This window comes from Nocardia sp. NPDC052001 (assembly GCF_040680615.1).
GTDB lineage: Bacteria > Actinomycetota > Actinomycetes > Mycobacteriales > Mycobacteriaceae > Nocardia.
The window spans coordinates 1,335,691-1,351,115 of sequence record NZ_JBFAXC010000002.1; the positions used below are offsets into that span (position 1 = coordinate 1,335,691).

At 66.8% G+C, this 15,425-nt stretch carries 16 protein-coding genes; 10 read left to right on the forward strand and 6 right to left on the reverse strand.

The window, feature by feature from the left end:
• Positions 1-88 precede the first annotated feature (88 nt).
• Complete coding sequence (locus tag AB0L82_RS14590; protein ID WP_364635434.1) at positions 89-946, reverse strand: alpha/beta hydrolase; 858 nt, start codon at positions 944-946, stop codon at positions 89-91.
• Positions 947-1,079: 133 nt separating this feature from the next.
• Between AB0L82_RS14590 and AB0L82_RS14595 the strand changes: the two genes are divergently transcribed.
• Positions 1,080-2,303, forward strand: coding sequence for a helix-turn-helix domain-containing protein (locus AB0L82_RS14595; RefSeq protein ID WP_364635437.1), 1,224 nt, complete (start codon positions 1,080-1,082; stop codon positions 2,301-2,303).
• Between the two features lie 19 nt (positions 2,304-2,322).
• On the opposite strand, the gene AB0L82_RS14600 is transcribed toward AB0L82_RS14595, so the two are convergent.
• On the reverse strand, positions 2,323-3,171 hold the full coding sequence (locus tag AB0L82_RS14600; protein WP_364635439.1) for a phytanoyl-CoA dioxygenase family protein: 849 nt from the start codon (positions 3,169-3,171) through the stop codon (positions 2,323-2,325).
• A gap of 46 nt (positions 3,172-3,217) precedes the next feature.
• Between AB0L82_RS14600 and AB0L82_RS14605 the strand changes: the two genes are divergently transcribed.
• Positions 3,218-3,838: a TetR/AcrR family transcriptional regulator gene (locus AB0L82_RS14605; RefSeq protein WP_364635442.1), complete on the forward strand. Its 621-nt coding sequence runs from the start codon at positions 3,218-3,220 to the stop codon at positions 3,836-3,838.
• Here the strand turns inward: AB0L82_RS14605 and AB0L82_RS14610 are convergent.
• Complete coding sequence (locus AB0L82_RS14610; RefSeq protein ID WP_364635446.1) at positions 3,810-4,499, reverse strand: class I SAM-dependent methyltransferase; 690 nt, start codon at positions 4,497-4,499, stop codon at positions 3,810-3,812. The genes AB0L82_RS14605 and AB0L82_RS14610 overlap by 29 nt on opposite strands.
• Positions 4,500-4,685: 186 nt before the next feature.
• On the opposite strand from AB0L82_RS14610, the gene AB0L82_RS14615 reads away from it, so the two are divergent.
• From AB0L82_RS14615 to AB0L82_RS14625, 3 genes are all read left to right on the forward strand, one after another.
• Entirely contained in the window at positions 4,686-4,853 is a 168-nt protein-coding gene (locus AB0L82_RS14615) for a hypothetical protein (protein WP_364635449.1), read from the forward strand.
• 166 nt (positions 4,854-5,019) lie between these two features.
• Entirely contained in the window at positions 5,020-6,024 is a 1,005-nt protein-coding gene (locus AB0L82_RS14620; protein ID WP_364635452.1) for a saccharopine dehydrogenase NADP-binding domain-containing protein, read from the forward strand.
• Between the two features lie 5 nt (positions 6,025-6,029).
• Positions 6,030-6,884 (forward strand): NAD(P)H-binding protein, encoded by an 855-nt coding sequence (locus AB0L82_RS14625; protein ID WP_364635455.1) that lies wholly within the window; start codon positions 6,030-6,032, stop codon positions 6,882-6,884.
• A gap of 30 nt (positions 6,885-6,914) precedes the next feature.
• Here AB0L82_RS14625 and AB0L82_RS14630 read toward each other — a convergent pair whose 3' ends face one another.
• Together AB0L82_RS14630 and AB0L82_RS14635 are read right to left on the reverse strand one after the other, a co-directional pair.
• Positions 6,915-7,082: a hypothetical protein gene (locus AB0L82_RS14630; RefSeq protein WP_364635458.1), complete on the reverse strand. Its 168-nt coding sequence runs from the start codon at positions 7,080-7,082 to the stop codon at positions 6,915-6,917.
• A gap of 215 nt (positions 7,083-7,297) precedes the next feature.
• Entirely contained in the window at positions 7,298-7,945 is a 648-nt protein-coding gene (locus tag AB0L82_RS14635) for a maleylpyruvate isomerase family mycothiol-dependent enzyme (protein WP_364635461.1), read from the reverse strand.
• Between the two features lie 67 nt (positions 7,946-8,012).
• Between AB0L82_RS14635 and AB0L82_RS14640 the strand changes: the two genes are divergently transcribed.
• On the forward strand, positions 8,013-8,960 hold the full coding sequence (locus AB0L82_RS14640; RefSeq protein WP_364635463.1) for a MerR family transcriptional regulator: 948 nt from the start codon (positions 8,013-8,015) through the stop codon (positions 8,958-8,960).
• Positions 8,961-8,983: 23 nt separating this feature from the next.
• Here AB0L82_RS14640 and AB0L82_RS14645 read toward each other — a convergent pair whose 3' ends face one another.
• Positions 8,984-9,334: a hypothetical protein gene (locus AB0L82_RS14645; RefSeq protein WP_364635465.1), complete on the reverse strand. Its 351-nt coding sequence runs from the start codon at positions 9,332-9,334 to the stop codon at positions 8,984-8,986.
• Positions 9,335-9,559: 225 nt separating this feature from the next.
• Here AB0L82_RS14645 and AB0L82_RS14650 point away from each other — a divergent pair, with 225 nt between their 5' ends.
• The 4 genes from AB0L82_RS14650 (at position 9,560) to AB0L82_RS14665 (ending at position 15,421) form a co-directional block, all read left to right on the forward strand.
• A complete protein-coding gene (locus tag AB0L82_RS14650; protein WP_364635468.1) occupies positions 9,560-10,951 on the forward strand; it encodes a glycoside hydrolase family 76 protein in 1,392 nt (463 codons plus the stop codon).
• A 148-nt stretch (positions 10,952-11,099) separates the two neighbouring features.
• Complete coding sequence (locus AB0L82_RS14655) at positions 11,100-12,326, forward strand: cytochrome P450 (protein ID WP_364635471.1); 1,227 nt, start codon at positions 11,100-11,102, stop codon at positions 12,324-12,326.
• 194 nt (positions 12,327-12,520) lie between these two features.
• A complete protein-coding gene (locus AB0L82_RS14660; protein WP_364635474.1) occupies positions 12,521-13,630 on the forward strand; it encodes a hypothetical protein in 1,110 nt (369 codons plus the stop codon).
• A 57-nt stretch (positions 13,631-13,687) separates the two neighbouring features.
• Positions 13,688-15,421 carry a thiamine pyrophosphate-dependent enzyme gene (locus tag AB0L82_RS14665; protein WP_364635477.1) on the forward strand — a complete coding sequence of 578 codons (1,734 nt, stop codon included), beginning with the start codon at positions 13,688-13,690 and terminating at the stop codon, positions 15,419-15,421.
• Positions 15,422-15,425: the final 4 nt, after the last annotated feature.

Below are 15,425 nucleotides of genomic sequence, written 5' to 3' on the forward strand. Positions count from 1 at the left end.
CTCCTTCGGCTGGTCGATTCCCCAACCACTCGGGAGTGCCCGACCGCGCACGCGCCAAACGGAGTAATGTGCGCCGGTCAGCGCGTCGTCAGCGTGTCGGCGTCGTGTCGCCGCGCGACAGCCAGGCGAGAAGATCGGATTCGACTTCCTCGCGATTGATTTCATTCAGAATTTCATGCCGGGCGCCCGGATACACCCGATAGGTGAGATCGGTCAGACCCGCCGCGCGATACCGTTCGACGAGCAGATCGCTCAGCCGCAGACCGGCGTTGAGCGGATCGCGATCACCGACCATGACGTACACCGGCAGATCGGTCGGTACGGTCTTCGGCTCCGAAAGCCGTTGCGCCGCAACCTCGGCCAGCGCACCCATATTGGCCGGATCGATCTCGAACCCGCACCAGAGATGCGCGATATAGGCGTCGACCTGCGCCTCATCGCGACTGAGCCAATCCGCGGTGGTCCGCACGGGCTGGAACTCGGCGTTGAACAGCTCCAGCAGGTCACCGCCCGCCGCGGCGATGACCTCGAAGAGTCCGTCCACCGCTGTGCTGCCGCACAACACCACATCGTCGACCAGGGCGGAGTGGTCCAGAATGTACTGCTGCACGGCGAAGGAACCGAGACTGTGCCCGAATAGCACGAGCGGCACCCCGGGATGCCGTTCGCGCAGCAGTCCGGTGAGCGTGACCAGGTCGTTCACCAGCAGATTCCAGCCGTCCGCACCGAGTTCACCGGGTGCGCCCGCCATGCTGTGACCGTGCCCGCGATGATCATTGGCGTAGACCGCGTACCCGTGCTCGGTGAGCCGTTCGGCGAGGTGGCCGTAGCGCGCGGCGTACTCCCCCATACCGTGCGCGATCTGCACGATGCCGACCGGCGATCCGGTCGGCAACCATTCGCGCACATGGATTTTCACGCCGTCGCTGCTGGTGAAGGTGAACACGGTCGGCTCCTCGCAATCGTCAGGTCGCGGACGATCCTCGCAGTGCGGGGACGCCGAGCCCATGGGTGCGCCGACAACATCGCCGCCGACCTCTTGTTCCGGCGGACAATCGCACCGGCGGTACGCTGGGCGAATGCCCGGAGATGCCCCGCTCGAGATATTCCTGAAGGTGCCGCCCGCGGCGATTGTCGAGGTCGCCGACGCACTGCTGGAGCGCATCGATGATCTCGGGTTGGCGCTGGCCCACCGATTCCAGCTCGAGTTGGAGTCCTACCGCAATGCCGCGCAGGTGCCATTCGATTCCATCCGCATCTCCTGCACCCGCAATCTGACGCTGATGATCCGGCACTTCACCTCCACCATCCCGGTGGATCCGGAACCGCCGAAGGAGACCGGCCGCCTGCGGGCACAGCAGGGTGTACCACTGGCGGAAACCCTGCACGCCTTCCGCATCGGCTTCGAATTCCTCTGGTCCGAACTGGTTTCCGAGGCGCGCCGGCATCCGGGCGTCACCGATGCCATGCTGGTGGCCGTCGCCGCCGAGGTGTGGGCGCTGTCGGGTGAATACGCGGTAGCGGTGGCGACGGCCTATCGCGAAATGTCCTCCGAGCTACTGTTTCAGCGTGAGCATGAGCGCTCGGTGCTGGTCGAAGCCCTATTCACCGGGGTGATCGCGGATCCCGTCACACTCGGCGAGACGACCCGCATTCTCGGCCTCCCCGCCACCGGCCGATATCTGGTCGCGGCCGCCGACGTCCCCGCCACGGGCCGGGAAGCTTTGCCCGGTATCGAATCCGCGCTCCGGGTCCTCGGGGTCACCTCGGCCTGGCGGCTGCTGCCCGATCAGCAGATCGGGGTGCTGGCGGTTCCCGCCGAGCAGGAGAACGCCGTGCTCAGGGCGGTGCGCACACACCACAGCCGAGTGGGCATCAGCCCGCCCTACGAATCGCTGCCCGAAACTCCGCAGGCATTGCATTTCGCCCGCCTCGCCCTGACCGGTCTGCGCGGACACGCCTCCGGCGTAGCGCGTTTCGACGACAACCCACTCGCCATGTTGATCGCCGCCGCTCCCGTCGAGGCCGCACGTATGGTCCGGGTGGAATTGGGCGCGATCCTGGCGCTGCCGTACGAGGAACGCCATCGGCTGCTCGAAACCCTCCAATCCTGGTATGCCGCACGGGGATCGGCCGCCGAAACGGGGCGTCGCCTGTTCCTGCACGCCAATACGGTTCGCTATCGGCTGCGCCGTATCGAGGAGCTCACCGGGCGCACCCTCACCGATCCCGCGTCCGCCACCGCGCTCGGCAGCGCACTACAGGCATACGCCCTGCTCCCGGAAACGCCGGCGGGCGGCTGACCCGCGACCGATCGGCCGATTACTCCGAGGCTTCCAGCAGTCGTTTGGGGTGCATCCCGTCGACCTGGCCGATGAAGGGTGGATGGATGCTGTAGCCGAGCATGCGGCGAATATCCTCGTCCACGATCCGGGCAATGCTGTGCGGGGTGGACAGGGTGAATGCCTCCTGCGGCCGCAACCAGGGCTCGCAGTACTGCGCGGTGACGGCCATGCGCGGTGCGGTGGAGCGATTCGGGCCGCCGCCGTGCCAGAGCGTGCCGAGGAAGAAGACGCAGGATCCGGCGGACATGACCACCGGCCGCCGTTCCGAATCCGATTGCGGGAGTTGCGAACCCCACTCCTGACTGCCGGGCACGATCTCGGTCGCGCCATTGCTGTCGGTGAATTCGTCGATGGCCCAGATGGTGGCGGCGCTCAGGGCTTTGCGGGGGCGCGGCAGCGGATAGAAGCCGTCATCGGTGTGCAGCATCTGGGCGGCTTCGCCGGGCAGGATATTGATGACCTGGAGCATGGACAGCAGATAGTTCGGCATCAGCAGGCGATCGAGCAGGGCTAGCACCCTGGGATGGGCCGCCAGGCGATCGCAGCTGCGGGTCTTGTTCAGCACGCTGTAGACGCGCTGGGTGGCGTGGCCTTCGAAATTATTGCGGCCCTTGAGGTTCAGCAGTGAGTCGACATCGTCGTGAATGGCTTTCAATTCATCGGCGGTGAGCAGATCCGGCAGGATCACGTACCCGTCCCGCAGTACCGCGGCCAGATCGGCCTCCACCACGGCCGGATCGACGGTGCTCCCGCTGCTTTCCGTCCGGCGGTACGTGCCGGCCAGGTCACCGGCCAGATCGGTGACGGATGAGACTTCGGCGCTCACTGCGTACCTCCGTTTAACATAACTGAGTTCTGTTATGCTTCGGAGCATGGCACGGGCTCCCCTGGGACGTCAACAACTTCTCGATGCCGCCCGCGCGGAGCTGGTGGCCGCCAATGGCGTGGTCGATCTGAACGCGCTCAAACGGCGCTCCGGATTGAGCACCGGGGCGCTCTATCACCACTTCGGCTCCAAAGCCGGTCTGCTGGTGGCGATCTACGAGGAATTCCACGCCGGACTGGTGGCCGCGATCGCCGATGACACCATTGCCGATGAACACGGCTGGGGTCCGCGCGAACGCGCCCGCACCCGCAATTTCGTGGCCTACCACTTCGCCGATCCGCTGGCCGAACTGCTGCTCGGCCGAATCAGCACCGAACCCGAGGTCGCCGAGGTGGAGGCCGCCACGCTGGCGCGCATCATCGAATCGGCGGGCCGCAATATCCGTTCGGGTCAGGAATCGGGCGAACTGGACCCGAGCATCGATCCGGAACTGGCCGGGGCGTGCGTCATGGGCGCACTGCGGCACGGTATCGCCGAACAGCTGCGCCGCCACCCCCGGCCCGCGGTCGAGGACGCCACCGAGGCGCTGTGGCGCTTCATCGCCGCGGCGGTCGGGGTCGAGGCCGTCGCGTCCGCGATCAGTCCAGCGTCCACACCAGCGCCATAGTGAACGGATGACCGCGCAGCTCGGTCCATTTGGGTTTGCGCGCCAGCCAGGTGTCATCCACCACCGCCTCGGCGACCTCGGTCAATCGCCATCCGGCGGCCACGCCCGCCGCCACATGCTCGCCGAACATGTGCAGATGTGTGCTGATGGCAAGGGGCGCACCGGATTCGGGCGTGTAATGGGTGGGCATACCGGTCACCATCATGAATTGCGGGTGGTAGGCGACCAGGACGAAGGTCGCGCCGGGAGCCGCGAGTCTGCGCGCCTCGCGATAGAAAGGCTCCAACTCCGGCAGGTGCTCGTCGATCAGCGATGAGATCACCAGATCGTATGCGCCGCCGGGTAATCCGGTCGCACGCACATCGCCCTGCGTGAGCGTGGTGTGCGCACCGCGTTCCCGCGCGCGGGCCAGCATTCCCGCGCTGAGGTCGATGCCGTCGATATGGGTGACGCCCCGCGCGCGCAACCAGCCGCCGGTGCGCCCGGTCCCGCAGCCCAGATCCACCGCTCGGCCGCTCCAGCGCACCCGCACCCGATCCAGTAACGCCAGATCCATCTCATCCATGACGGTCCGGTCGTAGGTCGGCGCCCAGCCGTCGTAGCCGTCGGCCACCCCGACGGTCGGATAGTTGCGGCGGTCGAAGTCGGCGAAGGTCGGCATGGCGGCAGTATTCCGTGTCGAATGGGTCTCGAGCCAAGTAATTTTCGGCCAGCCGCGTCGAAACCCGGTGAACCGCAGCGATAGGGCCTAACCTGGGGTTTGTTTCAACTCGACCAAAACGGGAATGGCTGCTTTGCCCAACTGTCCTCGGCAGTCATAACGCGCAGAACGCAGGAGCAACCCAGCGTGAGCAGGAAAGCGAACACCCCGCAACTCGATCTCGACGATACGACCCAGAAGACCCTCAGCGGCGCGGACGCCTGTTGGCCCGAACCGAGTCCGCTGGCGTCCTGGTGGGAAGAAGTGATGTTCGACGGCGCGGACGCCGGCAGTCGCCGGCGCGATATCGCCTGAAGCCAAACGCACGAACCTGATTCGATCACGGCCCGCTCCGGATCAACGGCGGGCCGTGGGCTCGCACGGCCGAACGTGAATGCGGCACAACCGAACTTGTCGGTGGGCGGGCATACGCTCGATGGGCAGATTCGCATTTGCCCAGCAGCGTAAAGAGTTGATCTTCATGACTGTATTTGCCGTTTATGGGGCCACCGGCCATACCGGTCGCCTGGTTTCCGCCGAACTACTCGCCCGGGGCGTCGATGTCATTGTCTCCGGGCGGGATTCGGGCGCGCTCAACGCGCTCGAAGCAACCCGCGCCATGCCCGCCGCGGTGGATGATCCCGTCGCATTGCGCGCACTGGCCGAGGCCGCCGACGTGCTCATTCATTGCGCCGGACCCTTCACCAGCACCGGCTTGCCGCTCGCCACGGCCGCCGTCGAGGGCGGCTGTCACTATGTCGATCACGCGGTCGAGGTGCACCACGTCAAGCATTTGTTCGACGATTTTCCCGATCGCGCGCAGCGTGCCGGGGTCACCCTGCTGCCGAGCGTGAGTTTCTACGGCGGACTGGGTGATCTGCTCGCGGGTGCGGTGGCGCGGGATATTCCGGATATCGACCGCATCACCGTGGCGTACGCGGTGAGCAATTGGATGATGACGCACGGTGCGGTGGAAACCGCGCGGCTGCTTTTCGCGGATACCGACCGGATCGGATTTTTCGACGGACAACAGCAGTACGGATTCGTGGAGCCGCGCAGCGCGATCTTCGCATTCCCGCCTCCGGTCGGACCGCGGCCGATGATCGCCCCGGTGCCCTTCCCGGAGGCGGTCACCATTCCCCGGCACACCCGCACCCGGGCGGTGGAGGCACAACTCACCGCCGCCACCTTCGCCGAGGAGCAGGCGTTCGCCAGCGAACAGGTGGCAGCCGAAGCCCGCGCCGACAGCGAATTCACCATCACCGCACAGGTACTGGCCGGACCCGGATCGGCCGCCGGGAATCTCCGGGGCCGCGATCTCTGGCGCGCCGCGGCGCTCGCCTCGGTGGAGGCGGCGGTCCGGCTCGCCGCCGGCACGGCCAAGGCCGGAGTGTCCAGTCCCGCCGAGGCTTTCGACGCGACCGAATTTCTCACCGCCCTCGCGACGAGCGGGGCATTCACCCTCGACCTGCCCGGGAAGGCGTGAACACCATGACAACGGAACCGATTCTCGTCACCGGCGCGGCCGGCGGCACCCAGGGCGGCACCGGCCGCCGGGTCGCCGAATCCCTGCTGCACGCGGGATTGCCGGTGCGCGCCTTCGTCCATCACGATGACGCCCGCGCCGCCGAATTGAAGGATCTCGGGGCCGAGATCGCACTGGGCGATCTGCGGGAGATCGCCACGGTGCTACCCGCCACCGAGGGTGTGCGGCGCGCGTATTTCACCTATCCGGTGACCGCCGGAATGCTGGACGCCACCGCCGTTTTCGCGGCGGCCGCCCGCGAATCCGCGATGGAGCGCGTGGTCGCGGTATCCCAGCTCGGTTCCGCGCATAACGCGGGCACGCCGCATATGCGCAGGCACTGGGTCGCCGAACAGGTCCTCGATCGCGCCGAGATCGGCGCGGTGCACCTGCGGGCGGCGGTGTTCTTCGAGAACCTGCGCGTCGCCATCGGCGACAGCGGTGTGCTCGCGCTACCCCTCGGCTCCCCGGATACCGTGCTGCCCTTGATCGCGGCCGAGGATGTCGCGGGTGTCGGCAGCGGTGTATTGCGCACCGGCGAATCCGTCGACCCCGTGCTGTGGCTGGCGGGTGAGGTCATGACCGTCGGCGAGGCCGCCGAAATCCTCGGCGTCCCCTACGAACACGTCGATGCCGACGAATGGTCCGGAACCGCGCTGACGCGCTACCGCGATCCGGTCGCGGTGGAGCATCTCACCCACCTCTGGACCATGTTCGCCGCCATCGGCTCCGGTCATGAACTCTTCCGAGTCACCGAAACCATCGAGCGGTATACCGGCAGACCGCCGATCACCCTGCGCGAGTACCTATCCCGCGAATAATCGCGAGTAGCCGACTCGCGAAGAGCGCGATCAGGCCGCCTGCTGATCGTTGCCCGTCCCGGCCCCGGGATCGTCGTACATGGCACGGTGCATCGCGCACCGATGCGCCGGTCCCGGGCGGCAGAAGGCCGGGTCCAGCCGCTGTACGAAGGTGAGGTTGTCACGCCGCCAGCAATCCACACACACCGGCTCGTTCATGGCGTCCTCCTAGGTCTCGTGCGCGAGAGGCCCCATTGCCTCGTCACGAAAGGCCACAGTGCAGTAGTTCCCCGGCACGTACGCGCTCACGCGTGACGTGTCCATCCGCTCACCGCGAAGCGGCCGAATCGTTATCCCGCAACCTGATTCAGGTCATGTCAACCTGTTCACTGATTGTGCGGGACCGGAGCCGAAACCGCTTCTCCAACAGCGAATCAGCCGACGGCGGCCCGTTGGATCAGGTCCTGCGCACCCGGTCCGGTGAGTGCGTGCACGCGCGCGGTTCTGCCGGTGGCGAGCAGCAGCAGGTCGGCGGTGGAGCCCTCGACGAGGGTGCCGCTGCCCGCGGACCAGCCGGAATCGGTGGCGAGGAGATGGAAACCGGACAGTCGTTGTTCGGAGCGGAAGAGCCAGCCGGTGGACCACACCCGTTCGATCGCGAGTCGCGCTGCGGCCGTTGGCATTTCCACCGTGCGGCCGAGCGGGATGGCGATGTCCTGGATGTGCACGAGCACATCCATCAGACGATCTGCCGGGGTGGTTCCGGGTGCGGTGGTGCGCATCGGGATCGCGGCGCGCAGTTGCGCCACCAATTCCGGTGCGCTGACACGGTCGGCGTGCCGGATGCCGGTATCGCGGGCCAGCCGGGTGATGCTGCCGCGCGCGCGAATCAGATTGATCAGCAGTACCCAGAATTCCGGATTGCTGGAGAGCACCACGTGCGCGACCACATCGCGCACGCGCCAGTCCGCGCACAGCGAGGGATGATCCCAATCCGGTGCGGAGAGTGATTCGAGCAGTTCCACCAGGGTGACGCGCTGGGCGGCGACGGCCCGCCAGATTTCGTCGTCGGTCATGGACATCGTTGAGTTCCTTTCGGTTCGGCGTCGGTACCGTAGGAACTCCACCCGGGTGGAGGTTCAAGACAACGTGACCCAAGACACACAGCGCGGCCTGGTGAGCATCGGTGAGCTGGCGGAGCTGACCGGGGTTCCGGTGCGCACCATTCGCTTCTACTGCGATAACGAGGTGCTCGACTTCGCGCGCAGTTCGGGCGGTCACCGCATGTTCGACGGCGCGCACGCCGCCGATCGACTGCTCCTGGTGCGCAGACTGCGCGCGCTGGGCATGGGATTGGCCATGATTCGCGCCGTGCTCACCGGTGAGCGCTCACTGGCCGAGGCGGTGGCCGCCGAACGCGCGGCGGTCGATATCGAACTCGACGCGCTCAGCTGGCGGCGAGCGAGTCTGCGCGCCATCGAGGACGCGAATCCGGCGCAGCGCGCGGCGCGACTCGAATTGCTCACCGCGGTACAGGACGGAGCCGCCGCGCATGACGCGCTGGTCGCGTTCTGGCGACGGGTGCTCGGCCCGGTGCCCGCGGAGATGTTCGAGGGCTTCCTGGAGATGAATGTGCCCGCCCGGCTGCGGAACCCGACACCGGAGCAGGTGCTCGGCTACGCCGAACTGGTCACGCTGGTCAACGATCAGCAATTCAGGATCGTTGTGGCGCAGCAGCTCTGGCGCTCGGATCGATACACGCTGCGCGACCGCGCCGGATTGATCGCCGGGGCCGGAGAAGCCTGCGGTATGGCCGAGACCCTGATCGGCTCGGGAGTCGAACCCACCGCCGGGGCGGCCCTGGACCGCTATGTCGCCGCGCACGCCGCCGCGCGAAATATCCGGGACACACCGGATTTCCGGATCAAGCTCAGCCACGGCCGCTATGACGCCGATCCGCGCGCACAGCGTTATTGGCAGCGCACCGCCGAGGTCATGGGCACCACGACCACGGCCGGTGCGGGCCAGCGCTGGCTGTTCCAGGCGCTGGACCGCACAGTTAGCCGATCGGCGAGCGACCGCGTGCCGCTCGCCTAGATCACGATGTCACCGCGAATCGGTCAGGCCGCGGCCGCGATTCGAAGCTGTGCGACCACGACTTCGGGCTCGGTGACGTCGACGACCAGCCGGGTGAAGTCGGCGCCCGACAGCTCGATGCGCACACCCTGCCCGGTGAAATGCGTATCCCAGAACTCCTTGCGCCCCTTACCCCGGAAGGTGCCCGCCGCGATCACGCCCGGGAAGAAGGTGCCCGGCGCCCGGACCCACGGCGGCCGCAGATCCACCTCAGCCTTGCGCACATCGGTGACCTGCGATAGATCGAACGTCAGATGCTCACGCAGGGCCAGTACCCGATGCGCTCCGGTCACGTGCACCGTCACGGTCGTCCCCGTGATCTCCAGCTCGACCATCCCGCACCTCCACGCTCGTCGGTCACTGTCCTGCCCTCCACAGTGCCGCGCGGTTCTGGTCATAGCCTGAGCTTCTCCTACGAGTTCTCTCAGGTTCGGTCACACGCGCGGGTCCGCTGTGAAACGGACGACCCCCGTTAACGTGGCAGGGTGATGACAGGAGGCAGACTTCGGTGGGCGGCGCTATTCGGCTCGATCGCACTTGCCACGGGATGTGCGCACGGGTTGGCCGACGGTGCTGATCCGCAGCGGGCCACCGATATCCGGAGCGCCACTCCGCAGGTGCGGGTGTGGGCGCGGACCATCACGCTGACCACGGCCGACGGCGGCGGCTGGGCGAGTATCGCGGACGCACGGCCCGGGGACGCGGTCTGGCTCGATCGCGGTACAGGCGATGAGTCGGCGGGCAACGAGAATCTGGGCGGTACAACGGTTTCCGCGCCCGATACGGCCGCCACCACGCAGTTCTACCGGTACGACCGAAAGCGGCTGCGCGCCTGCGGAAAAGCCGGTGACCGGCCGGAAGTGCGCTGTACGCGCTGGATCGCCGCCGGGGACGCGCCATCCGATCAGCGCATGCGCGCGGTGGAGCGACTACTGGATCGCTATCAACACGACACCGGACTGTGGGAGCGCGACGGCAGCATCTGGCAGAGCGCCAATGCGCTCACCACGCTCATCGGGTACATGCGCCGCACCGGGGATCATCAGTACCTGCACTATCTCGATGAGACCTATCGGCACGGCGAGATCGCGCGCACCGGGCTGCCCAGGACGACCGGCTACAACGATGACGAACTGTGGTGGGCGCTGGCATGGATCGACGCCTACGACCTGACCGGTGAATACCGCTACCTCACCGCCGCGCGGACCATCGTGGACGGGCTCGAGGATCAGCGCGCGTCCTTCTGCGACGGCGGATTGGCGTGGGCTCGTACCGGAGTGGATCCGCAGACGCGGCCGTGGGAGCAGGTCAACTCGATCACCAACGCGCTGTACCTCACCGCGAGCGCGAGACTGGCGACCCGGGTCGGCAAGCCCGATCTCGCGCGGTATCGCGACCGCGCCACCGATACCTGGGACTGGTTCACCTCCCGGGCGGGCCGTGCGCTGCTGGATCCCTCGGGGGCGGTCAACGATCATCTGGATCGCTACGGCGATACCTGCGTACTGGTCGACGAGCACACGCGCTGGACCTACGGGCAGGGTCAGCTGATCGCCGGATTGGTTGCGCTGTATCGGGTTTCGGGAAATACTCAGCTACTCGCACCGGCCGATGCGATCGCGGCGGCGGCCACCCGTGCGGACTCGGTATTCCTGCGCGACGGTGTGCTGATCGAGCCGAATGCCGCCAACTGCCCCGGACCCGAATGCGCTGACGCGGAAACCTATAAGGGCGTATTCGTGCGCGGCTACCGAGAACTGCTGGATACCGGCCTCTCCCGGGTCGCGACGGCGGATTTCCTGTCCCGCCAGGCCGATTCGCTGCGCCCGACCGACGATGAATACGGCTTCCGCTGGCAGGGTGAGCCGCAGCCCGACGACCACCCCGATTTCGCGACCCAGGCGGCGGCCCTGGACGCACTCGACGCGTCCGCGGGCAAACCTCCGGCATAGCCCGATTCGCTGCGCGCACCCCCCTAGCGCAGTGAACATATTGGCGCGCACCGGCTTTCGATCGACCGCCGACGTCGACACGGCACCCTCGCGCGCGGGAGACTGCTAGGCGATGCCCAGGCATCACCGGACTGTCGAGGAGAGCACGATGGACGCACAGCCAATTGTCCTGGACCCCATGGGATCCGATATTCAGGGCGAATCCGCCCGCATTCGTGAACACGGACCGATCACGCTGGTCGAACTGCCCGGCGGCGTGCGCGCCTGGTCGGTCACCGATGCCACGGTGCTCAAGGAGCTGCTCACCGATCCGCGCGTCTCCAAGGACGCGCGCCAGCACTGGACCGCCTATATGAACGGTGAGATCACCGCCGAATGGCCACTGCTGCCGTGGGTTTCGGTCGACAATATGTTCACCGCCTACGGCACCGATCATCGCCGGCTGCGCAAGCTGGTCGCACCCGCCTTCACCCATCGCCGCACCACCGCGCTGCGGCCGCGCATCGAGGCGATCACCGCGGAACTGCTGGACGGACTGGCGCAGACCCCGTCCGGCGCGACCGTCGATCTGCGCGAGGGCTACTGCTATCCGGTGCCGATCCAGGTGATCAGCGAACTCATGGGCGTGCCCGAGGATCGCAATCCGGCCCTGCGCAAATGCGTGGACGGCTTCTTCGACGGCTCGCTCGGGCCGGAAGAGGGCCTGGCCAACTACCTCGAGATGTACGGCCTGATGACCGAGATCGTGGCACTGCGCCGCCGATCCCCGGGCGAGGACATCACCAGCGCGCTCATCGCCGCCCGCGATGAGGACGACGGCTCCGAACTCTCGGAGAAGGAGCTGGTCGACACCCTGCTGCTGATCATCAACGCGGGCCACGAGACCACCGTGAACCTGCTGGACCAGGCGATTGTCGCGCTGCTGACCCGGCCGCAGGTGCGCGCCGACCTGGCCGAGAACCGGATCACCTGGGCCGATCTGGTGGAGGAGACGCTGCGGTATGAAGCGCCGGTGGCCCATCTTCCGCTGCGCTATGCCGTCGAGGATATCGAGATCGGCGATCACCGCATCCCCAAGGGCGAGGCCATTCTCGCCTCCTACGCGGGCGCGAACCGGGATCCGAAGGTGCACGGCCCCACCGCATCCGAGTTCGACCCGACGCGCGGCAGCAAGGATCAGCACCTCGCGTTCGGCTACGGTGTGCACCACTGCCTCGGCGCGCCGCTGGCCCGGCTGGAGGCGACCATCGCCCTGCCCGCACTGTTCGCCCGATTCCCGGATCTCGCACTCGCGGCGGACCCGGCCACCCTGCCCCGGGTGGGCAGTTTCATCTCCAATGGACATGCCGAACTCCCCGTGCGTCTGACCCTCTGACAAGATCGAACCGAGGACCGGACCACGACACGACGGGTGTCGGTGATCACGCACCGCGCGATTTCCGGCATCCGACCGGCGGTCCCACCGCGCACCGGCATCGATCGTAGAACAATTTCGATGCATCACGAGATGTCTTTGTTACATATTTGTCCTAGCTTCGAGGTGACCACGAATCAGCTGGAAGGGCAGAGATGCTGCACACAGATATCCCCACCCGCCACGAAATCGAAGCACTGATCAACGCCTCCGCGCCCTGGTCCGTGTCGATCTACACCCCCACCGAGGCCGATACCCCGACCCCGGAGGAGAACCGGATCGCGTTCACCAATCAGACCCGCGACGCACTGGACCGCATCGACGACCGCAAGGCCCGGACCGCGCTGGAGCAGGAACTCGACGATCTCATCGACGATGAGGACTTCTGGCGCTTCCAGTCCCGCACCCTGGTCGTGCACGCCACCCCGGACCGTATGCGGACCTTCCGGGTGCCCAATCGCCTCGACGCGGGCGTGACGGTCGGCGACCGATTCTTCATCAAACCGCTGCTGCGCGCGGTCACCTTCCCGCAGTCCGCGTTCGTTCTCGCCCTCGCCGAGGGTTCGGTGCGGCTGGTACAGATCACCCCCGATCGACCCGCCGCGGATGTGCGCGTCACCGATATGCCTGCCAGCGCAGCGGATTACGCTCGCAAGGCTTCGCTGAGCGGGCGCGCGCCCAAGGGCCGCATCCAGGGCACCGAGGGCCGTAAGGTCCGGGTGCGCCAGTACGCCCGCGCGGTGGATGCCGAACTGCGGCCCATACTTTCGGGCAGCGATCTGCCGCTCGTCCTGGCCGCCGCCGAACCGATCGAGGGGCTGTTCCGCTCGGTCAACAGCTATGACGGACTGTTGGACGAGACCATCACCGGCAATCCCGAACACCTCACCGACGAACAGCTCGCCGCCCGGGCGCGGGAGATCCTGGACCGGCATTACGAACACGAATTGGCCGATCTGCGTGCGCTTTTCGAGCAGCGGCGCGCCGAGGGCCGGGGTGCGACCGATCTCGCGGATATCGCCCGCGCCGCCACCTTCGGCACCGTCGACACGCTCATGGTCGATATCGACGCGACCGTGCACGGTTCGATCGCCGAGGATGACGGAACCCTCACCCTGGCAACGGCTTCCGATATCGAGGCGCCCGGCGTGCTCGATGAGATCGCCCGGCGCGTACTGCTGTCCGGTGGCCGCGTGCTGGCCGTGCGCGCCGCCGATCTGCCGGAATCGACACCGGCGGCGGCGATTCTGCGCTACGCCCCGTAACGCCGATTCCGCCCTGCTCCGACCACAGCCCGACAGTTCCAGGAAGGACGCGCACCCATGTCCGACAATGTCGCCGATGCCATGTGGAAGATGCTCGAATCCGCCGGGGTCCGAAGGTGTTACGGGATCGTGGGCGATGCCCTCAACCCGGTCATCGATGCCATGCGCCGCAATGGGCAGATCGATTTCGTCCATGTCCGGCATGAGGAGTACGGGGTGTTCGCCGCCGTCGCCGAGGCGCGATTGACCGGGCGGCCGGTGGCGGTGTGCGGTACGGCGGGACCGGGCGTGACACATCTGATCAACGGGCTGCTCGACGCGCGCAAGGAGGCCGCGCCGGTCATCGCCATCGCGGGCGATACCGAAACCGCCCTGTGGGACAGCAGTACGGTCGAGGAGCTGAATCCGTACAAGTTCTTCGAGACCGCGTCGCGGTACACCGGGCGGATCGCCGATCCGGCGCAGCTGCCGCATGTGGTGGGCAGTGCGGTCACCATCGCGCTGGCCGAGCGGGGACCGACGGTCATCTCGCTGCCCGGTGATGTGGCGGTGCGCAAGGCTCCGAAGATCACACTGCCCCTGGCACTTCCGGCCACGACGCCGGGACCGGCCGGGAGCCAGGACCTTTCGGCTATGGCCGAGCTGATCAACGAGGGCGGCACCGTGGCCATCTTCGGTGGCGACGGCTGCGAGTTCGCGACCGCGGAGGTACGCGAACTCGCCGAAAAGCTACGCGCGCCGGTGGGTTACTCACTCAAGGGCAAGCAGTGGCTGGAGTACGACAATCCCAATGCCGTCGGCATGACCGGGCTGCTCGGCTACGGCGGATGCTGGGAAGCGGTCAATAAATGCGATGTGCTGCTCATGCTCGGCACGGACTTCCCGTATCCCAACTTCCTGCCGCATGACAAGGTCAAGGTGATCCAGGTCGATCGCAATGCCCGCCATCTGGGGCGGCGAATTCCCTTGGAGCTGGCGGTGATCGGCGATGTCAAGGCGACCGTCACGGCCTTGCTGCCCATGGTGACCGAGAAGTCCGAGGATCGCTTCCTGAAGAAATGCGTGAAGCTGACCGTGAAGTCGCGGGAACGGCTGCGGCACTACATCACCAAGGGCCCGGAGCTGTCCCCGATCCGGCCGGAGTACCTGGCGTCGATACTCGACGAGGAAGCCGCGGACGACGCGCTGTTCTTCGCCGATACCGGCACCGCCGTCATGTGGGCCTCCCAGCACATCAGCTACGGACCGCAGCGCCGGCTGTTCGGCTCGTTCTCCTGGGCGTCCATGGCCAATGCCTCGCCCAATGCCTTCGGCGCACAACTCGCCTATCCCGGACGCCAGACCATCGCGCTGTGCGGAGACGGCGGATTCACCATGCTGGGACTCGGCGATCTGCTCACCGAGGTGCAGCGGCAGACCCCGGTGGTGCACGTCATCCTGAACAACAGCATGCTCGATTTCGTCAATATCGAACAGCAGGAAGCCGGATTGATCCCCTACGGCACCGACTTCCAGAACCCGGATTTCAGTAAGGTCGCCGAGGCCATGGGGGCCAATGGAATTCGGGTCGAGGACCCCGGCGATCTGCGCACCGCGGTGCGAAATGCCCTGCGGCACACCGGCGGGCCGACCGTGCTCGATGTGGTCGTGGACAAGTACGCCCTCGCCCTGCCCGAGCACGTGCCCATGGACGCGGCCACCGGTTTCACGCTCAGTATGGCCAAACAGGCACTGAGCGGTGATTTCGAGAGCGTGCGCCGCACCGCCACACACAACATCCGGCTGCTGTGAAGGT